At 44.1% G+C, this 23,568-nt stretch carries 20 protein-coding genes and 1 tRNA gene; 11 read left to right on the top strand and 10 right to left on the bottom strand.

Features of this window, described 5'->3' with window-relative positions; translation table 11 throughout:
* On the top strand, positions 1–591 hold the full coding sequence (rdgB, locus tag VC159_RS05140; protein WP_323472978.1) for an RdgB/HAM1 family non-canonical purine NTP pyrophosphatase: 591 nt from the start codon (positions 1–3) through the stop codon (positions 589–591).
* On the top strand, positions 584–1,765 hold the full coding sequence (hemW, locus tag VC159_RS05135; RefSeq protein ID WP_323472977.1) for a radical SAM family heme chaperone HemW: 1,182 nt from the start codon (positions 584–586) through the stop codon (positions 1,763–1,765). The genes rdgB and hemW overlap by 8 nt, the downstream gene beginning before the upstream one ends.
* A 13-nt stretch (positions 1,766–1,778) precedes the next feature.
* Here hemW and VC159_RS05130 read toward each other — a convergent pair whose 3' ends face one another.
* Positions 1,779–2,576, bottom strand: coding sequence for an enoyl-CoA hydratase/isomerase family protein (locus tag VC159_RS05130; protein WP_323472976.1), 798 nt, complete (start codon positions 2,574–2,576; stop codon positions 1,779–1,781).
* Positions 2,577–2,583: 7 nt separating this feature from the next.
* Positions 2,584–3,573, bottom strand: coding sequence for a tripartite tricarboxylate transporter substrate binding protein (locus VC159_RS05125; RefSeq protein ID WP_323472975.1), 990 nt, complete (start codon positions 3,571–3,573; stop codon positions 2,584–2,586).
* 76 nt (positions 3,574–3,649) lie between these two features.
* On the opposite strand from VC159_RS05125, the gene VC159_RS05120 reads away from it, so the two are divergent.
* Complete coding sequence (locus VC159_RS05120; protein ID WP_323472974.1) at positions 3,650–4,897, top strand: CoA transferase; 1,248 nt, start codon at positions 3,650–3,652, stop codon at positions 4,895–4,897.
* Positions 4,898–4,990: 93 nt separating this feature from the next.
* Here the strand turns inward: VC159_RS05120 and VC159_RS05115 are convergent, their stop codons facing one another.
* Both VC159_RS05115 and VC159_RS05110 read right to left on the bottom strand, forming a co-directional pair.
* Positions 4,991–7,096, bottom strand: coding sequence for an alkyl/aryl-sulfatase (locus VC159_RS05115; protein WP_323472973.1), 2,106 nt, complete (start codon positions 7,094–7,096; stop codon positions 4,991–4,993).
* Positions 7,097–7,193: 97 nt separating this feature from the next.
* Complete coding sequence (locus tag VC159_RS05110; protein WP_323472972.1) at positions 7,194–8,642, bottom strand: HAMP domain-containing sensor histidine kinase; 1,449 nt, start codon at positions 8,640–8,642, stop codon at positions 7,194–7,196.
* Between the two features lie 46 nt (positions 8,643–8,688).
* Here VC159_RS05110 and VC159_RS05105 point away from each other — a divergent pair, with 46 nt between their 5' ends.
* The 3 genes from VC159_RS05105 (at position 8,689) to VC159_RS05095 (ending at position 11,982) form a co-directional block, all read left to right on the top strand.
* Positions 8,689–9,642: a hypothetical protein gene (locus tag VC159_RS05105; RefSeq protein ID WP_323472971.1), complete on the top strand. Its 954-nt coding sequence runs from the start codon at positions 8,689–8,691 to the stop codon at positions 9,640–9,642.
* 129 nt (positions 9,643–9,771) lie between these two features.
* Positions 9,772–11,271 (top strand): beta-1,3-glucanase family protein, encoded by a 1,500-nt coding sequence (locus VC159_RS05100; protein WP_323472970.1) that lies wholly within the window; start codon positions 9,772–9,774, stop codon positions 11,269–11,271.
* A 132-nt stretch (positions 11,272–11,403) separates the two neighbouring features.
* Positions 11,404–11,982 carry a hypothetical protein gene (locus VC159_RS05095; protein WP_323472969.1) on the top strand — a complete coding sequence of 193 codons (579 nt, stop codon included), beginning with the start codon at positions 11,404–11,406 and terminating at the stop codon, positions 11,980–11,982.
* Positions 11,983–12,083: 101 nt separating this feature from the next.
* Here the strand turns inward: VC159_RS05095 and VC159_RS05090 are convergent.
* Positions 12,084–12,173, bottom strand: a tRNA-Ser gene (locus VC159_RS05090).
* A 168-nt stretch (positions 12,174–12,341) separates the two neighbouring features.
* Between VC159_RS05090 and VC159_RS05085 the strand changes: the two genes are divergently transcribed.
* Together VC159_RS05085 and VC159_RS05080 are read left to right on the top strand one after the other, a co-directional pair.
* A complete protein-coding gene (locus VC159_RS05085) occupies positions 12,342–12,599 on the top strand; it encodes a type II toxin-antitoxin system Phd/YefM family antitoxin (protein ID WP_323472968.1) in 258 nt (85 codons plus the stop codon).
* An 8-nt stretch (positions 12,600–12,607) separates the two neighbouring features.
* Positions 12,608–13,027: a type II toxin-antitoxin system VapC family toxin gene (locus VC159_RS05080; RefSeq protein ID WP_216208741.1), complete on the top strand. Its 420-nt coding sequence runs from the start codon at positions 12,608–12,610 to the stop codon at positions 13,025–13,027.
* On the opposite strand, the gene VC159_RS05075 is transcribed toward VC159_RS05080, so the two are convergent.
* Positions 13,024–14,157 (bottom strand): NAD(P)/FAD-dependent oxidoreductase, encoded by a 1,134-nt coding sequence (locus VC159_RS05075; RefSeq protein ID WP_323472967.1) that lies wholly within the window; start codon positions 14,155–14,157, stop codon positions 13,024–13,026. The genes VC159_RS05080 and VC159_RS05075 overlap by 4 nt on opposite strands.
* A gap of 100 nt (positions 14,158–14,257) precedes the next feature.
* Here VC159_RS05075 and pgi point away from each other — a divergent pair, with 100 nt between their 5' ends.
* Genes pgi through VC159_RS05060 form a run of 3 tightly spaced genes read left to right on the top strand, consistent with a single transcriptional unit; the run spans position 14,258 to position 17,828 of the window.
* A complete protein-coding gene (gene pgi, locus VC159_RS05070) occupies positions 14,258–15,748 on the top strand; it encodes a glucose-6-phosphate isomerase (RefSeq protein ID WP_323472966.1) in 1,491 nt (496 codons plus the stop codon).
* Positions 15,749–15,791: 43 nt separating this feature from the next.
* Positions 15,792–17,177, top strand: coding sequence for a phosphomannomutase/phosphoglucomutase (locus VC159_RS05065; protein WP_323472965.1), 1,386 nt, complete (start codon positions 15,792–15,794; stop codon positions 17,175–17,177).
* 48 nt (positions 17,178–17,225) lie between these two features.
* On the top strand, positions 17,226–17,828 hold the full coding sequence (locus tag VC159_RS05060; protein ID WP_323472964.1) for an alpha/beta family hydrolase: 603 nt from the start codon (positions 17,226–17,228) through the stop codon (positions 17,826–17,828).
* 53 nt (positions 17,829–17,881) lie between these two features.
* Here the strand turns inward: VC159_RS05060 and VC159_RS05055 are convergent, their stop codons facing one another.
* The 4 genes from VC159_RS05055 to VC159_RS05040 form a co-directional block, all read right to left on the bottom strand.
* Positions 17,882–18,898, bottom strand: a complete 1,017-nt coding sequence (locus VC159_RS05055) for a Hint domain-containing protein (RefSeq protein WP_323472963.1) — start codon at positions 18,896–18,898, stop codon at positions 17,882–17,884.
* Between the two features lie 141 nt (positions 18,899–19,039).
* Entirely contained in the window at positions 19,040–21,196 is a 2,157-nt protein-coding gene (locus tag VC159_RS05050) for a tetratricopeptide repeat protein (protein WP_323472962.1), read from the bottom strand.
* 70 nt (positions 21,197–21,266) lie between these two features.
* Complete coding sequence (locus VC159_RS05045) at positions 21,267–22,217, bottom strand: Hint domain-containing protein (protein WP_323472961.1); 951 nt, start codon at positions 22,215–22,217, stop codon at positions 21,267–21,269.
* 195 nt (positions 22,218–22,412) lie between these two features.
* Positions 22,413–23,345: a Hint domain-containing protein gene (locus VC159_RS05040; RefSeq protein WP_323472960.1), complete on the bottom strand. Its 933-nt coding sequence runs from the start codon at positions 23,343–23,345 to the stop codon at positions 22,413–22,415.
* Between the last annotated feature and the right edge of the window lie 223 nt (positions 23,346–23,568).

Below are 23,568 nucleotides of genomic sequence, written 5' to 3'. Positions count from 1 at the left end.
ATGCAAAAGCTCATTCTCGCATCTAACAATGCCGGCAAGGTAAAAGAGTTTCAGGCGCTGTTAGCTCCATTGAACTTTCAAGTGATTCCCCAGGGTGAATTAGGCATTCCCTCAGCAGAAGAACCCCATTTCACCTTTGTTGAAAATGCTCTTGCTAAAGCAAGGCAGGCAAGCGCAGCATCAGGCCTGCCTGCATTAGCCGATGACTCCGGAATATGTGCCCACGCTTTAAATGGCCAGCCTGGCGTTTTGTCGGCTCGCTTTGCTGGTGAGCAAGGTGATGATGCTGCGAACAATCGAAAACTCATTCAAGATTTAAAAGATCAGGCCGATCGAGGTGCGCATTATGTGTGCGCATTGGTTTTCGTGAATAGCGCAAATGATCCTGAACCTATCATTGTGCAAACACGTTGGTATGGGCAGATTGTTGATGAAGCTGCTGGTAGCAATGGTTTTGGGTATGACCCCTATTTCTTTTTGCCAGATCAAAAATGCACCGCCGCTGAGCTAGAGCCAGAAAAAAAGAATTCAATCAGTCACCGGGGTCAAGCGCTACGTGAATTGATTGCACAACTCAAAAGCCGTGCTTAATTCCAACCCCAAAAAAGTAACGCTGACTGCATTGCCTCCATTGGCTTTGTATATTCATTTTCCTTGGTGTGAGAAGAAATGCCCTTATTGCGATTTCAATTCACATCAAATTAAAGAAGGTAAAGCAGGTTTTGACGAGCAACGCTATATTAATGCGCTGATTGCTGATCTGGAAACTGAATTGCCCAATATTTGGGGTCGCCAGGTTCACAGTATTTTTATCGGCGGCGGAACTCCAAGCCTACTTTCTGCCCAAGGCATGGATCAACTGCTTTGCGCCGTTCGCGCTCGAGTGAACCTTGAGCCCGATGCTGAAATTACGATGGAGGCAAATCCAGGATCTATTGAGGCAGATAAATTTGCAGGATTTGCAAAGGCAGGGATTAATCGAGTGTCGATCGGAGTTCAGAGCTTTCAAGATGAGCAGCTCAAAGCCTTGGGTCGCATACACAATGGCGAGGAAGCCAAGCGTGCAATAGCAATTGCCCTGAAACACTTCAAATCGGTGAATCTGGATTTGATGTACGGACTCCCAAAGCAGACATTAGAGTTAGCCAAGGCAGATATTGAGACAGCCCTTTCTTTTAAAACGCCCCATCTGTCTTTCTACAATCTCACGCTGGAACAGAATACCTACTTTGCAAACTTTCCTCCGCAATTGCCTAGCGATGATGAAGTGGATGCCATCTTTGAGCAGAATTTAGATTTACTTACCAAGGCAGGCTACAAACGTTATGAAGTCTCTGCCTATGCGCAGAGAAATCAAGAGTGCAAACACAATCTGAACTACTGGCGCTTTGGTGATTACATTGGTATTGGCGCAGGTGCTCATGGGAAGATTTCTTTTCCTGACAAAATTACTCGTCAAGTAAGGGAACGTCATCCAGAAAGCTATATGCAAGCAATGGAAACCAAAGGTAATGCATTAATTGAATCTAGAGTTCTTGAAGCGAAGGATCTGCCTTTCGAATTCATGCTCAATACTCTAAGGCTGACCGATGGTGTTGCGACCAACACCTTTAGCGAACGTACAGGCCTGCCTTTAAACGTGATTAGCAAAGCCTTGGCAGAAGCTAGCAATAAGCAGCTGCTAGATGAGAATCCTAGTCAGCTGAAAGCCACTCCACTAGGAATGCGCTACCTCAATAATCTTCAAGAGATGTTTTTGGATTGACTTGCCTTGAGTGCTAGTTACCAGTCCAAATCGGTGGCTCGCCCTTTAAAAAAGCAGCAACTCCGTTTTTGAAATCATGACTGCCATAGGTTTCACTGATGAGATCATTGCAATCAGGCAGATTATTTTTTATTAATCTTGCTAATACTAGCTTGCTTGATTTTTGGGTGATGGGAGCCAATTTACTCAATCGTTCTGCAAGAACATCGGCCTCATGCCCTAACTGATCTTGTTCGTATGTTGCCAATAGAAATCCCTGCTTTAGTAACTCTGGAGCTGAAATCATTTCTGCCAATAGCAACATCCGCTTCACAATATTGATATTCAGATGCGCCACCAACCAAGCAACATTACCTGCGGATAAACAGTTACCAAGTGTTTTGGCTATAGGTACGCCAAACTTTGCATCAGGAGTTGAGATTCGGAAATCACAGCAACTGGCTATTGCTAATCCACCCCCAACAGCCATAGCATCGATAACGGCAATTGTTGGGATGGGCAAGGTGGCAAGCGGACCTAGGTAATCATCAATACCCTCTTCATAGAGAATCCCATCTTGACCATCTTTAAAGCTGGCAAATTGCGCTATATCACTACCGGATATAAAAGACTTGCCGCCAGCGCCGCGCAAGATAGCTACACGTATCTTTGGATTCTTGGCAATATCTTCACAGATCGACTTCAGGCTTTGATACATCCCTACTGTCATTGCGTTGCGAGCTGCTACATGATCAAAGGTAATGTGAGCAACATTGCCGCGTATCTCTAGTGAGACCTGCGCAATATTACCCACCTTATTTTGTACAGTCATAAAACGCTTATTCAGCCTTAATATTCAAACTCTTTACTAAACGCTGGTATTTAGCCAGTTCGCCAGCCAAGAACAAACTAAATGCTGCAGGTGTTGCTGGCCCCTCAGGCTGTAAGCCCTGAGAATCAAGTGTCTTTTTAATTTGTGGATCAGCCATAGCGGCTTTAACAGCTTGGTCAATCTTGTTCACTACTGCTGGATCCATACCCTTTGGACCCATGATGGAGTACCAGTTAGTGACGTCAAATCCTGTAATACCCACTTCGTTAAACGTAGGTACGTTTGGAAGAATAGATAATCGTTTTGGAGTGGAGATTGCCAAAGCCTTCAAGCTGCCGTCTTTAATTTGCTGCAAGTTCGGTGGCAAGGTATCAAAGTTCATCGTAATTTGCCCGCCAAGCAAATCAATAATGGCTTGACCGCTACCCTTATAAGGAACGTGATTAAGCTGGATACCAGCAATCTTGGCAAATAAAGCGCCTGCTAAATGTTGAGTACTGCCAATGCCAGAGGATCCATAAGTCATCTGACCTGGATTTGCTTTAGCAAGGGAAATCAATTGTGATACTGAGTTCACAGGCAATGAAGCCTTCACTACTAAAACATTAGGAACATATCCCAAATAAGTAATGGGAGTGAAATCCGTTGCAGGATTGTATTGAACGTTAGTCAGCACAAATGGCGCAATCGCATTGGAGTTAGAGTGACCTACTAGTAAAGTGTAGCCATCCGGATTCGACTTGGAAACTTGATCGGCTGCAATTGTTCCCGCCGCACCAGATTTATTTTCCACAATCACGCTTTGACCGAGAATCTCACCCATTTTTGGAGCTAGGGCTCGAGCAACAATATCGGTACCACCACCAGGTGCAAAACCCACAATCAGTCGGATTGGTTTTGTTGGGTAAGACTGCTGACCTAAAGCGAAGAAAGAACTCGTGGCTAGCGTAATTGCGAGCAAACTACGAATGGCCCACTGAGGCGATTTAAGCAACATAAAGTCTCCAAAATTGTTTTTATTGTGTTTGATACTATTAGAGGCTAATTCTAAACATATAAGAAGCAACGAGACAATGACGAAAACACCTATAAATGACGCTTTAAATAGCGCGCGTGATGGATCAAGGCCATTACCCCTCTCAGGAGTACGTGTGCTTGACGTCAGCCAGGTCATGGCCGGCCCTTACTGCTGCATGCTCTTGGCCGACCTTGGTGCTGATGTCATCAAAATTGAGCCTCCTGGTACCGGCGATCAGACACGCGGTGCGATGGGTTTCAAGATGAAAGGTTCAGACAGCATGGGCTTTCTGAACATGAACCGCAATAAACGTAGTCTCACCTTAAATCTCAAAACCGATGCTGGTAAGAAAGTATTTTTCGAGTTAGTCAAGACTGCAGATATTTTGGTGGAGAACTATCGCCCTGGGGTGATGAAAAAACTAGGAATTGATTACACCTCCTTAAAAGATATCAATCCTGGTTTGGTCTATGCCAGTATTTCTGGCTTTGGCCAAACTGGTCCATGGGCAGATCGCCCGGGTTTTGATCTCATGGCTCAGGCAATGTCTGGCGTCATGAGTGTCACAGGTTATCCAGATGGCCCCCCCGTTAAAGCCGGAGTTCCGGTAGCTGATATTGGCTGCGCACTTTTTGCGGTCTATGGAATATTGTCGGCATATATTGGCAAAACCAAAACGGGTGAAGGTCAGTTTATTGATGCCTCACTCTTTGATTCTGCTTTGGCATTCTCCATCTGGGATACAGCCCAATACTGGGGTACTGGCGTGGAGCCTTATAAGCTTGGCACAGCGAATCATATGAGCGCGCCCTATCAGGCCATGAAAGCTGCCGATGGTTATTTTGTGATGGGTGCAACCAATCAAAAACTCTGGAAGTTACTATGCGACAAGATTGAGCGCCCAGAATTATTTGAAGATGCACGCTTTAAAACGAATCCACTGCGTCTAGCGAATCGATTAGAACTCGCTATTGAATTAGAAAAGTCCTTTGCCAATAAAACTGCTGATCAATGGGTTGATGCTTTATTGGCTTCCGGCATTCCAGCAGGCCCAATTAATACCTACCCAGAGGCATTTGATAGCGAACATGGCCGCCATCGCAAGATGCGGATGGACATTGATCATCCGATAGAAGGCAAAGTTCCGAATATTGGCTTTGCCGTCAAAATGAATGGCACGCCACAGAAGGTCTATCGTCACCCTCCTTTGTTGGGTGAACATACCAATGAGCTTCTTGCAGAACTAGGTATTACTGGTGATGAACTGAAGTCTCTTGAAGCGGGTGGCGCCTTTGCCCCGTAGTTTGCAGCTTAATAAACAAAAAGATTTAGTAATAAGATAGTTAAAAAGGACTCCGCAGAGTCATTTTTAACTACCAAGAGGGGTACTTCTTAATTACTCACCAGCAGTAATTGCCATCTCCTGAGCTGAGAATGGATCCTTAGCGGGAGCGGCTGGTTTTGGAGTAGCCTTACCTTTGGTACCTGGCATGAGTTCAAAATCAGGCGCAAAGACTGTCAGGGTGCTTCTAAGTTGGTCGAATGATTTGCGATCGCCATCGAACTTCACCTTACCTTCAGCTAGCAACTTTTCAAAAGTTGTTTGTCCACCCATCACCTGCTCAAGATCACTCCGATTAAGTGTGATGGTCAGATTTGGGTTCTTGGCCTGCTGACCTTTAATATTGGTTAAAGCAGAATTGCTCATCTCAATCACAAATTTTTCACCATTATCTGGAGTGGAAAGATTGATCACAAAGTTCATGTCCGCAGCTTTTTTACTATCCATGCTGATTGCCAAAGCATTGAGCCAGAGTTCGGTTGTCATGCCTTTAATCATGTCTGGACCATTGGATTTCGGTGACGCCCCTGAAGGCATGCCATGGCGTAGTTCATAAGCGGCTCCCAAGAAGCTATTGCGCATACTTGGGCTTTCTTTTTGGTAGCCAATCTGCTCAAAAATATCAGCCAGTAAATCTTTGGCGGCCGTATTGTTTGGCTGTGCATAGACTAATTTATTGACGATTTCCATCGCTTCACGGTATTTGCCCTGCTTATAAAGCTCCTTACCCTTGGCCATAATCTTGGCTGAGCCACCCATCATCTCCACATATAAAGGTGCGGAATCTTTTGGTGACAACGGCGCTAATGTTGCTGGGTTGGCATCCCAGTAACCAAGGTAGCGATTAATCACAGCGCGGCTATTGTGCTCCTCAGAGCCATGATAGCTATGGGCAGCCCACTGCTTCTTCAAGCTCTCAGGCTGCTTGTAAACGTTCTGAATTTCATTAATAGTGACGCCATTGTTTGCTAGGTGGAGCACTTCGTTATGCAGGTGAGCATAACTATCGCGTTGTGTGCGCATTACTTCCTGAATGCGTTCATTACCCCAGCGTGGCCAGGTATGCGATGCAAACATCACTTCACTCTCATTGCCATAGCGATATAACGCATTGTTAATATTCTTAGACCATGCCAATGAGTCGCGCACCAAGGCGCCGCGCAAGGTATAGATATTGTGAATCGTTCCCGTGATATTTTCTGCCGCCCAGAATGCTTTAAATTGCGGAAAGTAGGTATTCATCTCCGCAGGAGCTTCAGTGCCCGGAGTGTTTTGGAATTCCATTTCTACGCCATCGACCGTCATTTTTTCATAAGGCTGATTGATATAGACGTTAGGCTCAATCAACCCCAAATTACCAGCAGCAGTGTTTTTGCCAATGGATTGATCGACGTGGCCAAATGGGCTGCGAGGCAATAATACGCCGTACTGAAAGTACATTCTGCGAGTCATAGCATTGCCTGCGTAGACATTTTCAGCAATCGCATGATCCATAAAGCCAGCTGGCGCAATGACCTTTACTTTGCCACTCTTCACATCAGCCTCATCAACCACCCCGCGCACACCGCCAAAGTGGTCTCCATGCGAGTGCGAATACACCACGGCCACTACCGGACGTTTGCCGAGCTTTTCATTTACGAGCTCAAGTGCAGCACGGGCTGTTTCTTTGGCGGTCAATGGATCAAACACAATCCAGCCCGTATTCGTCTTAATAAAGCTAATGTTGGCTAAGTCAAAGCCCCGTACTTGATAAATCTTTCCTGGAACCACTTCGTACAAGCCGTATCCCATATTGAGAATGGCTTGACGTTGCAATGAAGGATGCACGCTATCAAAGTCTTTGCCCTGCAGGAGAAATTCATAACTACCCATGTCCCATGCCACGTTGCCAGCATCGGCCATGATCGTTTTATATGGCGGGGCTGCTATGAAGCCTTTTTTGGATTCCTCAAAATCACGCTTATCTTCGAAAGGTAGCGTCTTACGCAATCCATTTTGCAGCTCAACCGTATAGCTTGACGGCGCCTTACCTTTTGGATCGAAATGCTTCCCCTGCATAGCGCCTGGATCCGCAACCACACCACCACCCCCTGCCGCCATTGCTAACCCAGAGGTCATTAATGTTGCTACAACCGAAAACTGTGTGAGTTTGATTTTCATAAAAGCCCAAAGTAAGAGTGTTTTGATTACTTCAATGATATGTTTGAGCTAATCAATGGCAATTAGCCCCACAGCTAATGTCAGTCTATTCAGGATATTAAATTGCGTAGACTGCAACTACAGGTAAACCAACGAAAAAGGTAGCTCCCTTATCTGGGAATGACTCAAACCAGATAGATCCGCCGTGCCTCATCACAATATGCTTACACAACCAGAGACCAATTCCCATACCGGAACTCTTGGTGGTTGAAAGCAGCTCAAACATATGGGCCTGCACTTGTTCATCAATTCCTGAGCCTGTGTCTGCGATCGATATTTGAACACCAGCACTACTGTGCTCACCTCGAATCGTAATAGATTTATTTAAATTTACAGTCGACTTCAATGCATCAATTGCGTTGTTGACCAAATTCAATAGTACTTGTTGAATCTCACCTTTATTGGCAGTGATAAACAAGTTTTCCTCCAACTTGAGAACCATCTGAATATTCTGCTTAATAATTTCTGGTCGAGCAATGGTCAACACTAAGTCAATTAATTCAGCAAGGTCAACTTTGGCAGATGCCATCTTTTCATCAGCGAATACTGATCTAAGGGAACGAATAATACTTGCTGCACGCTGATTGTCTGCCAATAATGAATCCAACACTTTATTCTGTAACGCAGGATTTAACTCCCCTTCAGATAGCTTCTTTTGTAAAAATTGAATATTTAGACTAGAGGCGCCCAAGGGCTGATTGAGCTCATGTGCAATGGAGGCTGACAAAGCCCCGGTACTGGCGGTCTTATTGGCCTTTAAGAGCGAAGCAATCAAGAGATCACGCTCCTGCAATAATTTTTTAGTGGTTTGATTTTCAGTCGTTGCATTGATATTGGCCACTACGACTTGTTCGGCCCAATAACTACCAATCGCAATATATGAAAGCGTGTTCATCACCAATTGCGAGATGGTAAAGAGAATCAGTATTTGCGGTATCTGCTCAACATGCTCAATACTTAATGCTGATGCAACTAATATAACAAAACGACCGATTGCAAAAAATATTTCGGCAAAGCTTGCACATTGCATATAAAGCAATTGCTTTGAGGGTGATGATTTTCTTTTTATTGCTAACTCATAAATTTGCCAGCAATAAAAAATACTTGCAATACTAGCCATGACAAGAGTGCGAAACTCAAAAGTCCCATAAAGGCGCATGTATTCGAATGTGGGCATAAAAATGAGGACTGATACTGAAGCAAATATCTTTACCTGCCTTGAAACTTCTCGATTGAGTGACTGGCAAAAAAGTGCTTGCAACAGCGCGGCGATATAAAAGAAGCTATTGGCTATCGTGAAATTAAATTCAGGGTTGGCAATATTTTGGATGGTTATGATCCCGGCCCCAAAAATAAATAGGCCCACTACGCTCACTATTAGCGAGGACATCCAGTACAAGCTTGGTTTAAGAAGATTTTGGGAGCGGTAATAGTGATAAATACCAAAAAACAGCCCCATCTGAATGATGGCCAGAATAAAGAAGTAGATAGAAATGAGCAGCTTCATGTTTGCTATGGTACATCCACCGAATTGATTCGCTAAAATGCGTGTCATGCGGCTTTTTAGTAGATCCCAACTCTCTTTCTTTGTCACCCTATTCGCCGCTGGGATGGGCTTTGCTCATGCCCAATCCGCTTTTTATAACGCCGCTAACAATTACCTTAAAAAGCGTGCCGATGCCTTTATGACTATTACCGGGTACTCGCTTACTCCCGATGTCACAACAGGCTCCTTATCAATCCGTAACAATGGCGGCGATAACTCGGATTTACAGATGATTTCTCTAGGGGGTGGTGATCGAATTAGCGCAAACTTTCCCCTCTATTTAGAGGGAACCTTAGCGGTTAATCGTTACAACCCAACGTTTAGTGATGGAATCGCCAATACATCCGTTACGGTACCAGTTCATTGGAACAGCATCACAGGCACCGGCGGTATTGGTTGGGATTTTCCCATTACCAATGAGTTGCGCTTTCGACCTATAGCTAATGTCATGCTGGGCCATCTCGAAAGTGACCTTTCGATCGCCTCTCGAGTGATTCAAAATCAGAAAGGCGTGGACTTGCAGTTTCTCAATGGTGGACGCATGAACTCCTATGGTTTGGGTGGCTCAGTCATGCTGGATTATGAGAACTACAAACCCGATCAAGAAATTGATGTCGAGCTGCGTTACACCAATATCCCGGTACAAACATTTGACACCTCAACTGCGGTCCAAGGTTCAGCAGATTCACAAAGTCTGGCACTTTGGGCTCGCAGTCGCATTCCAACCCCAATTACATTATTGGATAGACCACTACGAGCGGTATTTGAGGTGGCGCATACCGAGTTCCTGGGCGACTTACGAGGGGCACTGGGCTTTAACTCCTTATCCTCCATTGGCACCGGCATTGAATTAGATCGAAGTGCCTCGGATCCCATTTTCACAAGGGTTAGGGTTGTATTTCGCTACCAATTTGGTCAAAATGTGCATGGCACCTCTATCGGGCTAGCTGCTAGCTTTTAAACCCACTAAAAGGAGCGAAGATTTGATGTAAATCAAATCATTCGTTGACCTCCGCCCCGAACGAGAGAATGATCAATATTAGCTTTTAGGCTAATTTATCGAGCATTTGCTCGCTTTGAGGAAAAACACATGAAAAAAATCAATGAAAATCGTCGTCTTATCCTTAAAGGAGTTGGCGCTTTAGGCACCAGCGGCATTCTGATCGCCTGTGGCGGTGGCTCTAGTGGTGGATCATCTTCCAGCTCTTCCGGCGGCGGAACCTCCTCCAAAGGTACGAGCGCGCCCGTTTGTGCAGGCGCATTAGCCACCATTCCTTTGACCATTGATGCTAGCGTAGGTGCAACCGGCATTCCGGCTACCGTTCCAATGTATGCCTATATTGTTGGCCTAACTGCTGCAGGCGGAAACACCTACTATCGTTACAAATCCGCAACTGGACCAGTTGAAATGAATCCCACGGCTGACAATACCAATGCAGCAGGCACCTGTGCTGGGATGACCACCGGCAGCACCAGCGCAACAACCAACTGCCCCACTGTTTGGGCTGACTATTCCCTTCCACTGGATCGTAGTTGTGCCACCTTAGTAGCGGATCTTGCCCTATTTAGTAATATTCCGAATCTAGGAACTGGTACCAATGCGTTTAGCGGTCGTATTTACATTTCAATTGGAAAGCCCCTTCTTCCATTTACCCCTCTTGCTGGGGTCAATACCAATCAAACTACTGGCTTTCCGGCAACAGGCTATACCGCCCCCGCTTTAGCATCTGGCACTCCTGGTTCTCTTAGTTTGTACGATTGGCTAGAGTTCTCATTTGATAGCAATCAAGCGCTCAACATCAACACTACCCAAGTGGATCAATTTGGCTTCCCAATCTCTATGACAGCAACCGGAACCGGAATGACTGGTGGAGAACAAGGCGTTCTCAATACCAGCCGCTCTTCTATCTTGAGTAATTTGGCTAGCCTATCCAACGCTCTTTTTAATAGCTCTGTTGCGGTCCCTACCACTGGCGTGAGTGCAGATGCCTATCCAGCTAGCGTCTATACAGCCAACACATTACGTGCCGTCTCACCCAAAACAGTTGCAACTGCAAGTGATACATTCTTTACCAGCACAATTGCCACTTGGTACTCCAACTGGACCAGCACTCCTGTCGTGACTTATGATGCAGCGTCTGGTTATTACTCGGGAATGGTTAGCGGCGGAGTTCTTTCCTTCAAAACAGGAAATCTTGCAAGCGCATCTAGTTGGAATAGTGGTGGCAGCGTTCAATTCACAAATACTCAAATTACTTCCTATGATGTATGGCAATGCGCCAATTCTTTAGCTAGTGGATCTGGCGCTCAAAAGAATGTACAAAAGATGATTGCTGCTGCCTTTCAACGAGGAACAATGGCCAATGCCAACTACTCATTGAATGACACGCTCGGAGCCAGCTTCTCACCTCCATTGAGCGGCAACTATGCAAGTTCAACATCGAATACTTGGGCTCAGAAGTTTCATCAATTCAATACCAATGGGCTTGCTTATGGATTCCCATACGATGACGTAGGTAGCTTGCAACCTACGGTGACAACAAGCTCAGGAACCACTTCCTTGAGCATACAGGTGGGATTGTTTTTATAAATAAAGAGATTGATGCGTTATTGCTACCAGGAGTAATACAATGGTCACAAATGCTGTTTCGATAGTATTTACCAATTACCGCATTACCAGCTATTGGTGATGCGCTTTAAATATCTTAAGGATCAAACCATTATGAAAAAAATTATCATTGCTGTCGTTGTTGCTGCAATTGCCGTTGGCGGCTACTTTTACCTCACAAAACCAAAAGCACCTATCGCTGGTGTAGCCGCCCAAGAAGCCGCACTTCTTTATGACGGCGAAGTAACCAAGATCGATGCTGCAACTCGCACTGTTACTTTAAAAAACAAGGATGGTGAAACATCTATCGTTGCTGGTCCTGAAGTAAAGAACTTTGCAGAAATTAAAGTGGGTGACCATTTTGATGTTGTTTATGAACTCGCTGTAGCCATTGAATTGGTCAAGGTAAAAAATCCAGGCACAACTAGTGAGCAAGTTAGCACCAGCACTACAACTGCTCCAAAAGGCGATAAGCCAGGCATGATTACTACAAACACTGTTACTGCAACAGCTAATGTTGAATCTATTGATACAGCTAAAAATACCGTTTCTTTAAAAGGTCCACAAGGAAACATCTTCAAGGTTAAGGTTCAGAACCCTGACCTGATGAAAGATATTGCCGTAAACGATCAAGTAAAAGTGGTTTACACAGAAGCTATTGCTGCAGTAGTTAGCGCACCAGCTAAGAAGTAATCAAGAAATGCAGTAGCTCTATGAAAGCGCCTTCGTAGCTCTTTTCTGGTGGTTAGAAAGACAAAAGCCCGGCAAGTGATTGCTGGGCTTTTATTTTGACTTGGCGGAAGAGGTGAGATTCGAACTCACGGAGGACTTTCATCCTCGCCAGTTTTCAAGACTGGTGCATTCAACCGCTCTGCCACTCTTCCTTTGCGAATTGAGTCCTAGATTATAAGGAATTCGGTGAGCTCCTACTAAAATATGCATTAAGCCTGCTTTTAAAGATCTCTTCCGTTGGCTTAAATACTCTATGTGCGCCAATCAATATAGCCTTTTCTCTGATAAACTAGTCAGATAACTAGTCAGGAGCATGGGTGATGAATAAGCACTGGGCAGTTCAAGATGCCAAAGCAAAATTTAGCGAGTTACTAAACGCCTGCCTTGAAGAAGGTCCTCAAGTAGTTACTAAGCGGGGGCATGAAGCAGCCGTATTAATCACCATCCAGGAATGGAATACATTGAAAAAGTTAGCCAAACCTTCCCTTAAATCGCTTTTGCTTTCAGGGCAAGCCAAGGGTGACCTAGTGCTGCCAAAGCGTGGCCAAGGTGCATTTCGAAAATCCATCAAACTGTAAGACTGCTCATGTACTTACTAGACACCAATATTATTTCAGAACTACGTAAACCAAAACCGCATGGAGCAGTATTAGAGTGGTATGACAACATTTCAGATAATGATCTTTATATTTCCGCGGTCTCGATCGGTGAAATTCAAGCAGGCATTGAGTTGACTCGTGAGCAAGATAAAAATAAAGCAGAGTCTTTAGAAAGTTGGTTGCAACAAGTTTCAAATGCACATCATGTCTTACCGATGACGGGATCAACCTTTAGATTGTGGGCAAAGCTCATGCATAAAGAAAGTAATACCGTTTGGGAAGATGCCATGATCGCAGCGACAGCTATTGATCAGAAACTCGTCGTGGTCAGTAGAAATATAAAAGACTTCAAGCGATTTAAAATTAATTTACTGAACCCATTCGAATATCGAGCCCAAGCAGATTAAGACCTCTTAATTAAACCCTCTAAATGCTTGGCAATTGCAAGGCTGGAGGTTAGTCCGGGGGACTCAAAGCCATATAGATTAAAGAGGCCCTGGAGTCCGTGGTCTTCAGGGGTGTTAAAACAAAAGTCGCCTGCCGGGGCATTAGGTGGGACTATTTTGGCTCTGACACCTGAATAATCGGGTTTTAATGCCCGGTCTTTAAGTCCTGGCCAATAGCGCCTTACTGCTTCATAAAAGCCCTCACCTCTTTTGGGGTTGACCGTGTAATCAATTTGGTTTTCTTCATCGATTTCAAGCCATTCCACATCGGGACCAAATTTGGCTTGTCCACCCATATCTAAAGTGAGATGCACCCCTAGACCACCAGGCTCAGGAATGGGATATATCAAATGATTAAATGGTGACTTTCCTGAAAGAGAAAAATAATTTCCTTTAGCAAAATATGCTTTTGGAATTTGATCCTTGCTTAACGATGCAATTTTTTGTGCCACTGCTGGAGCACTCATACCTGCGCAATTAATCAGAAGCTTTGTTTGAATCCTCATTCCATCAGCGCCACCAATATCCAATTCAAAGCCCTCTTTGGCGTTTTCACCGATGGGCTTTGCACTGATCAGCGGTGACTGATAAGCCACCATGCCACCCGCATCCTCAAAGCCACCTAAGAGGGAAAGCATGAATCCATGGCTATCGACAATGCCTGTACTTGAAGACAAAATGGCTGCTACACAATTGAGTTGTGGCTCTAGCTGCTTGGCCTCATCCCCCGAAATCATCTTGATCTCAGGCACGCCGTTGTTCTGAGCTTTGTACAAAATGGCTTGCAAATCATCAATTTGGCTTGGATCAGTAGCCACGATAAGTTTGCCGTAAGGCTGCGTAGCTACTTGATGGCTCCGGCAATACTCATAAAGCATGCGATTACCCTCAACACAGAGCTTGGCCTTTAGGGAGTCTTTGGGGTAATAGATGCCAGCGTGAATAACTTCGCTATTGCGCGCGCTACTAATCGTGCCAAAAGAAGCTTCGCGCTCGAGCAAAATCGTTTCTCTGCCCTGAAGCGCCATTTCTCTGGCAACGGCCAATCCAACTACCCCGGCTCCGATGACGACACAGTCGACTTGATCCATTTATCTGCCCAAGCCTTGAATTTTTGTTATCTGCATCCTGAAATCGTAACATTTTCAGTGTTTTAGTGGGTTTTGGGGCACTTCTTGATAAAATCTATAGATGTCTTCAAAACCAGCTGCAGATAACCCGAAAACCCTATTTAGCACCCAAGATATCGTTTTAGATAGCGCTTATCAGGGTATTAATGCTGCTAGCTGGAAATCCCTCTTCAAGCAGGCTAAAGAAGCTCATTTAGAGCAATTTATTGCTGATCTATTCGCTGGTAAGCCAGTGAATAACTCTGAGAATCGCCCCGCTATCCACTCTGCCCTGCGTAATCTGGATAAAACTCCGGTTTTGGTAAATGGCAAAGATGTCATGCCAGATGTTGCACAAGTTTGGCATCGTATTGAAACACTTTGTAATACCTGGGTCGGCGTTACAGATGTCATCCATATTGGTATTGGCGGATCTGATTTTGGTCCCCGTTTAGCGATTGAGGCTTTAGCACATGTTCCCGACATCGAGAGTCGTGGCATGCGCATGCATTTCCTGGCCAATATTGATACCGCAGAACTGAATCGCATTTTGCAACGTGCTTTACCGCACAGCACTAAAGTCATCATTGTCTCCAAGTCCTTCACAACACTTGAGACCACGATGAATGCCAAAGCGGTGGTGAAGTGGCTTAAAAATAACGGCCTTACTGATACTCAAGTAAGCAAATCACTTTTTGCTGTAACAGCTAACGTTCCTGCCGCAGAAGCGTTTGGCATTGACCAAGACCATATCTACCCCTTCTGGGATTGGGTGGGCGGTCGTTACTCAGTATGGTCTGCAGTTGGATTACCAATTGCCTTGCAATATGGATTTGATACTTTTATGCAGTTCCTGGCCGGTGCCCAAGCAATGGATCAGCACTTTAAGTCTGCCCCAATTGAAGAAAATCTGCCAGTGATTATGGCGCTGAGCCTGCTCTATCAGCAAGAAAAACACAACATCAAGTCTTATGCAGTCATTCCGTATGCTGATGCATTGGATTGGTTTCCGAAGTGGTTACAACAGCTGGATATGGAAAGCAATGGCAAGAGTGTTGACCGCGATGGCAAGCCAGTAAAGTTTTCTTGCCCCGTAGTGTTTGGTAGTTCCGGCAGTAATGCGCAGCACTCCTACTTCCAGCTATTACATCAAGGTACAGAAATCATTCCAATTGATTTTATTGCGGTACGTGAGCCGATGAGTCACTTGCCCGAGGCAAAAGAACATCACCGCATCCTCTTGTCTAACTGCTTGGCTCAAGCCCAGGCGCTGGCTAATGGCAAGAAGACGGATAACCCAAACAATACTTACCCAGGCAAACGCCCTAGCAATCTACTGATACTGCCTAAGCTCAATGCCTTCTATTTAGGGGCACTCTTAGCGCTGTATGAAAATCGCACCGCTGCACTTGGCGCTTTGTGGAACATTAATAGCTTTGATCAACCGGGCGTAGAGCTTGGCAAAGTCCTTGCCAAGCCGATCGAGGCCGCCTTAAAGAATGGTGGCTTTGCTCAGGCGGATTCTGGTATTGATGAAGTAACTGCAGCCCGCATTAATTTATTTAATCAATAGTTTTATTAGCTCTAGCTTCAGCCTAGACATCGAAAGAAGACTCATGCAACTCTCTCCATCCATTTTCAAAGCTTATGATATTCGCGGCATCATTGATGAGACGGTAGATCCATCGATTGCCAAGCTGATTGGCCAAGCCTTTGGTACAGAAATGCGTGAACTTGGTGAAACAGAAATCGTTATCGGACGCGATGGTCGTTTATCAGGACCTAGCTTGATTGAGGCATTAACCGAGGGTCTGCTTTCTACCGGCATCAATGTGATTGACTTGGGCATGGTTGCGACACCCATGGTCTACTTTGGAGCAAACCAAGAGATCAATGGCAAAAAGCCGAAGTCCGGCATTATGATTACCGGTAGTCATAACCCCCCGAATTACAACGGTTTTAAGATGGTTTTGGGTGGCGCTGCAATCTACGGCGATCAAATTCAGGCATTACGTAAACGCATTGAAGCTAAGCAATTTGCTAGCGGTCAAGGCAAGCGAAGCACTTTTGATATCTTCCCAATGTACCTAGAGCGCATTGTGAGCGATGTTAAGTTGGCTCGTCCTATGAAGATTGTGGTGGATTGCGGTAATGGTGTTGGTGGCGCTTTTGCCGGGAAACTCTTCAGAGCCTTAGGCTGCGAAGTACAAGAACTCTTTTGCGAAGTAGATGGTCATTTTCCGAATCACCATCCAGATCCTGCACATATTGAGAACTTACAAGATCTCATTAAGAACTTACAAACTACCGATAATGAACTGGGTCTTGCCTTTGATGGTGATGCCGATCGCTTGGGTGTAGTCACTAAAGATGGTCAGGTGATTTTTCCAGACCGTCAAATGATGCTCTTTGCTAAAGATGTGCTCTCACGCAATCCTGGTGGCCAGATTATTTATGATGTCAAATGCACCCGCAATCTTGCAACTTATGTAAAACAACATGGTGGCGAACCTTTGATGTGGAAGACAGGTCACTCTTTAGTCAAAGCGAAGCTTAAAGAAACTGGCGCACCTCTAGCCGGTGAAATGTCTGGTCACATCTTCTTTAAGGACCGTTGGTTTGGTTTTGATGATGGCTTATACACAGGCGCACGTTTATTGGAAATCCTTTCTAAAGAGAAAGATCCAAATCAAACGCTCAATGATTTGCCTAATGCCATTTGCACGCCTGAGCTGCAATTAGCTTGTGCCGAAGGTGAGCCATTTGCCTTACTTGAAACTATTAAAGCGAATGCCAAGTTCCCTACTTCTGAATCCATCAATACGATTGATGGTGTCCGCGTGGAATATGCCGATGGCTTTGGTCTGGCTAGACCATCCAATACCACTCCAGTAGTGGTGATGCGTTTTGAGGCTGATAGTGAAGAGGCGATTAAACGCATTCAGGCAGAATTTAAGGCGGTATTGCTGGCTGCGAAGCCTGATTCAAAGCTGCCGTTTTAGCAAATTAAAATAGCATTAAAACTCCTTTTATAGATTGCTCAACTTCTTATGGAGCAACAGTTCACACAAATTAACGGCAACGAGATAGCCTATATTGGTGACCTATCAAGCATCAATATAATTTTTATCATTGGTAGAAGCAATTCAAATAAGTACTCAGCACCGCTTGATAGCCTATTAAATAAACTTTGTTATAAAAATTATTTAGTGATATGGCCCAATTGGCCAAAGCATGAGAAGGATTTTGAATTCAATGACCACCTTCAACTATGTAAAGGCTTGCTAATCTTTCTTGGTCATCATCGCTCTATAACCATTTTGTCTCATTCGGTTGGCGGTAGAATAGCCGCCAACTTGGCCCATCACATACACATAAAAAGAATCATCTGCTTTGGCTACCCCTTTAAACACCCAGAAGAACCAGAGGATATAAAAAGGACTGCGGTTTTAGAAGGTATCCAAACCCCCGTCCTAATAATCCAAGGACGCTTTGATGAGTATGGTGGCGCTGATGTTCAAGAAAAATACCATCTCTCAACGTCAGTTGAAATGGTTAACGTTGACTCCAATCATGATTATGAACATCTCTCTCATTCGGATTGGGATCTAGTAATCAATAATGTTGGTCAGTTTATTGAAGTGAAAAATTAGAATTACTTACTCTGTAAAAATATTGAAAATTGTTGCTGATACATATCAATCATCTAAGCCCTTTTTACCCCCACCATCCGCTCTTTTACTCTATCACCGTCTCCCATCAATACCTCTGAGATCGCCTCTAACTGTCTTTTCACAGCATTCGGTAGTTGACGCTGATGACTCACTCTAGGGATATCTAGCTCGATCATCTCTGATGCTTTTGGATAGAGTGCTTGGTACTCTGAATAATTATTAAAGCAAGTTCTAGAGACGTTATCTATAAAGGTTTCTGCTGGAGTACCTTCCGCTAGGATGATCTCGTGATGTTCTGTTTCAATATGAAGGTACTCTACATCACCTTCCCATTGGGTGACTTGGGTAATGGTGATGCCATTCACTAAGGCTTTAGCATCAATGAGTAAGCAATCATCAATATACAGAGCGTGGCCTGGGGAGACAAAGAGGTCTCTTAGAGGTAAATCATTACCTAAAGCGCCTTGCTTAATACAAATCGGTAAGCTCTCTCCTGCAAAGGCAGGATGAATGCGTTGCCTTCCGATCCATTTAACGGGAACTGTCTGTCCTAGGTGATTGAGGATCAGATCACCAATGCGAAGATCTTGAACAGGTGTACTACCAGTAGGGGTGGAGATGAGGGCGCCGGGGGTGAAGCAGGCGGGGGCAGTGAGGGAGCCGTCTATTGGCGCGCCATAAGATGAGTATTGACCCATGGTAAAGAGTGAAGAATCAGCGGGGTTGAAGGCATAAGTGAAGTTATAAATCCCAATGGTGCCGAGAGCCTGCACGCTTGTTCCATCCAAATCGGCATCTGAGTAAGCCATAACAATAATTGTATTGTCTGGACTAAATACTCTAAATTCATACGAATTGGTAATGGCAGACTGGAATGAGACATCATACATAGTTGGGTCAGCAACGGAATTAAAAAGTTCGCTACCCACCTGTAAATTAACACTATTTAAACTAGCAACGCCAGAGGAATAGTTGACACTAAAAGCACCAGTGATAGTATCACCCGAGTCCAATGGAATTGAAATATTGTTGTAATAAATAGTTGTCATAAGAAGGAAATATCTACCGTATTAAGGTCTAACATAGCGACTTTACACTCAAACTTCAAGAAAATATATGCTTAATTTATGGCAATTAATTGACTTTTTGGGAATACAGCCAATAAATGGACGAAAGTATGTAAGGTGCTGTTATCTGTAAATCCTAGATGCTTGACCCGCAGGGGACCTCCAACCACTGCTGGTTGTCTTATAGCTCAAAGATAAATGTGGAGTGACAAACTGATGCAAGCAGTAGTTTGCTTTAATAGCTACACCAGCAGGAACCTGCGCCCTCTCAAGAAAGTCTATATACATTTGACAAAAACTGATAGTCAAAGCACCAGGGCCACTAGCAAACCAAACTCCACCGGCTTTATTGAGAATATTGTTAACAATAGAATTCAAAGCATATTGAATAAAAACGTGTTTTGGTTTGACAGCCAAAAAATTATTGCCAATTGATCCTGTGGGCTCTTGAGAAAAAATTAAATCTGAGCCATCGTCAATAAATTCAGAGATGGGCCTGATACATAAATCATCTGCATCAGCATATACACCCCCATACTCATATAAATAGGCCATACGAAATAAGTCAGAATGCATTGCAGGATGATTTGCCAGCCTAAAAGCTTTTAAAACTTCTGAGGAATGATGCTTCTGAATGAACTCTTGCGCACTTTGATCGTCAAAAAGCTCATAGTCAAATTCAGGGTTCAAGTGACTCCAGGAAGTCATAACCTCTTTCATTCTTGGAGGAACCTCTTTTTTATCCCAGAATTGGACAATATTTTTGGGGATCTTGTTTGTTGCACTTTCATCATGCAATTTGAGTCCTTGATGCAAGCTCTTATCTTGTGCCATTAAGGTTAATAGTCGAAGCGCCGAGCCCAAATGATTAGGCTCATCTTTGACTATTTGCGCTACAGAGTAAATCTGATCTACAAGGTCAAGTTGCTTTGAGTCAGCGAGTCTCCTATTCGCATAGGGGTTGAGCCTGACCTCGCGCAAGATTTGCGCAGGAAAGCCGCCGACAGATTTTAATTTTTTATTATTCCAGCCTTTATTTTGAAAAATTTCTTTTAGAGTATTTATATTATCCTGGGCCTCTAGAACATTGCCCAACATAATATTCAGCGAGAGTCTATGTTGCTGGTATTGAATATTTTTTGGATTAATTAGGATTGCCTCATCAGCATATTCAACAGCGTTCTCAACCATAAATTGAGCCATCGCAAGCTTACTCTTTAAAAACAGGACTCTATCTTTATGGGGATTATGTTGATAGGAGTTAATAAGTTGCTGAGCGCTTTCAAATCGACCTAAAAAAATTAGGTACTCCACAAGGTCGTGGAGAATATCTAGATTTTTGGGCTCAGCTTTATTAAGCGCTTGCACTAATTCAATTGCTTTATCTACCTTACCTATTACACGCATATATCGATACTCAAACCGACGAAAAGCCACATGATTAGGAAACATTTCAAGGGCGGTATCAAGTACTACACGAACCTCATCAAGACTACCCATTTGAAAGAGTTTTGCTATGAGCGCTTGATGACAGGCAGGATGATCTCTTTGCTGTTCAATTCCAGTCTTAAAGCACTCGATTGCTAAATCATCTTCTTCTTGGGCAATTGCAATTAATCCCTTTTGATGAAATATTGCACCTTGATTTGGGTTGCGACTGCAAGCAAGCGATTGAGCAGCCTCATCCAAACGCCCTAGTTCGCGTAACTCAATGGCAATATCGATATGCACATTTGGATGGCTTCGGTCTAAAACCTCAAGAGCCCTGTAATAACTAAGCGCCTTTTCACGATCGCCACGAATACGAGCAATTTGAGCCAACCCATTTAGGGCATGGGGAGAATTAGGCAATCTCTCAGAAAGAGTTAGCAATATCTGCTCAGACTCGTCCAAACGCTCTAATACCCTTAATTCAGTGGCAATTTCAGCCGGCAGGGTTGGATGATCTGGCTTCAGATCGAATGCAAGGGAGTAATAATGAAGCGCGCTTTCTCGATCCCCCTTCATGCGCTCTATTCGGCCCAGAAGTGCATAAATCGGAAATTGGTTCAGATGCCCTAGCGATGTGAGGATGCGATATCCAGAATCGACATCCCCTTTATCAACTAGTGATCTTGCAACCTCAACAGAAAGGTTGATGTTGTTTGGATTTTTCTCAAGAGCTAATTCAAATAAGCCTAATGCCCTATCATGGTCTTTGAATTTACGGGCTTCATATCCAAGTTTAATTAATTCTGGAACAGATAATTGATCCAGCCCGTCTTCATTAGATGCCCCCATTACTAATCCAATTCAAGTTTTCAAAGAGAAGTGACAATGATCGTGAGCATAAGCAAATCGTAGCACCACCCTACCCCACCATCCGCTCTTTGACTCTATCACCCTCTCCCATCAATACTTCGGAGATTGCTTCTAGCTTTGCTTTGACTGCATTCGGTAGTTGACGCTGATGACTCACTCTAGGGATATCTAGCTCAATCATCTCTGTTGCTTGTGGGTAGAGAGATTCGTACTCTGAGTAATTATTAAAGCAAGTTCTAGAGACGTTATCCATAAAGGTTTCTGCAGGAGTACCTTCAGCTAGGATGATCTCGTGATGTTCTGTTTCAATATGAAGGTACTGTACATCGCCTTCCCATTGGGTGACTTGGGTAATGGTAGTGCCATTAACTAGGGCTTTAGCATCAATGAGTAAGCAATTATCGATATACAGAGCATGGCCTGGGGAGACAAAGAGGTCTCTTAGAGGTAAATCATTACCTAAGGCGCCTTGCCTAATACAAATCGGTAAGCTCTCTCCTGCAAAGGCAGGATGAAAGCGCTGCCTACCAATCCATTTAACGGGAACTGACTGTCCTTGGTGATTGAGGATCAAATCGCCGATGTGAAGATCTTTTACTGGGGTGCTACCAGTAGGGGTGGAGATGAGGGTGTTGGGGGTGAAGCATGTGACGAGTGGATCAGTAAAGGCTGTTAGGTTAGAGTTAGTGCCATCATTACCATTCAAATTTGCCTGGGTAGTCGAAGTAGGAGTCCAAATGTTATAGTAAACCCCGCTATTAGTATCCTCAAAAGATACGCCCCAGCCATTAACCCCGTCAGTGAAGGATGGATTAATAATGTTATCGTTGCCGCCCCAAGAGTTTGGCGCAAGCAGGCTTAGGCTAAGTGGATTAGATGATCCGTCTATCCCCGTAACACTTACTATGCCGTAGTTTCCACTGCCATCAGGAGTATCTGAAGTAGTGATTGTTATGTTGTATCCATTTTGAAATACATAATTCCAGTTTAAAGTGCCCAAAATATAATCTCCAAATAAGTAAGAGCTAAAAACTTAAAAGTGCAGTTGACATTTCAAGCCTAAAAATATGGCATATCTAACTTTGATTTAATAGCGAAAATATACGATACGCCAATACTCAAAGAATGTAAATCTAAAGGGGTACCAAAAAATAGCCCATCAAGGGTGATATCGGGGTACTCGGATTTACAGGTATTAAGCGGCTTTGACTGCTGCTTGATCGCCCAATAATGAGCTTGCTACTACTTCTAGCTTATTCTTGACTGCATTGGGCAATTGACGTTGATGGCTCACTCTAGGGATATCTAGCTCAATCATCTCTGTTGCTTGTGGGTAGAGAGATTCGTACTCTGAGTAATTATTAAAGCAAGTTCTAGAGACGTTATCCATAAAGGTTTCTGCAGGAGTACCTTCAGCTAGGATGATCTCGTGATGTTCTGTTTCAATATGAAGGTACTGTACATCGCCTTCCCATTGGGTGACTTGGGTAATGGTAGTGCCATTAACTAGGGCTTTAGCATCAATGAGTAAGCAATTATCGATATACAGAGCATGGCCTGGGGAGACAAAGAGGTCTCTTAGAGGTAAATCATTACCTAAGGCGCCTTGCCTAATACAAATCGGTAAGCTCTCTCCTGCAAAGGCAGGATGAAAGCGCTGCCTACCAATCCATTTAACGGGAACTGACTGTCCTTGGTGATTGAGGATCAAATCGCCGATGTGAAGATCTTTTACTGGGGTGCTACCAGTAGGGGTGGAGATGAGGGTGTTGGGGGTGAAGCAGGCAAATGAGTTGCCAGGATCAGAAGAAACCCACGGAGAGCCATTGTTAGTAACGTTCACAATAGTGAGGCCGGTACCGTCCTGTGCATCGTGATACATAATTTCAGTATCGACGCCACTTACACCGGCAGTTCTTAACGATAAATAGTAATTACCGCTCCCATTATCATCAAACCTATTTACTAGCGCAACGTCAGAGTAAGTTGCGGTGGGAGTAAAAATGCTAACGCTGGCCAATACTGGTGAGCCTGATGAATAATCGACACTAAAAGAGCCATTCACATAACCTATGGTGACTCCTCCTGGACCGACGGCTTCATTTATGGTGTAGTTAACTGCGGTCAAAATTCAATCCCCCTAAGTATATGAAAAAGGTAATTAAAGTAAAGGTTTGGTACGGGTAGATCAAACACTTGCATTTAAATTATTATGCGACAGTGAACGTGCGGTTTGGGAAATTTTATCAAAAAATTGGCCCTCATTGTTGATCATTCATCGTTGCATTTTGGAATTCCATAAACTACTTTAATGCAGAATTTATACCTTATAAGGCTTTTGTGCACCAATT

The organism is Polynucleobacter sp. JS-JIR-II-c23 (assembly GCF_035011225.1).
Taxonomy (GTDB): domain Bacteria; phylum Pseudomonadota; class Gammaproteobacteria; order Burkholderiales; family Burkholderiaceae; genus Polynucleobacter.
The sequence above is the reverse complement of the archived record's forward strand: the minus strand, read 5'-3'. Positions and strand labels throughout refer to the sequence as shown.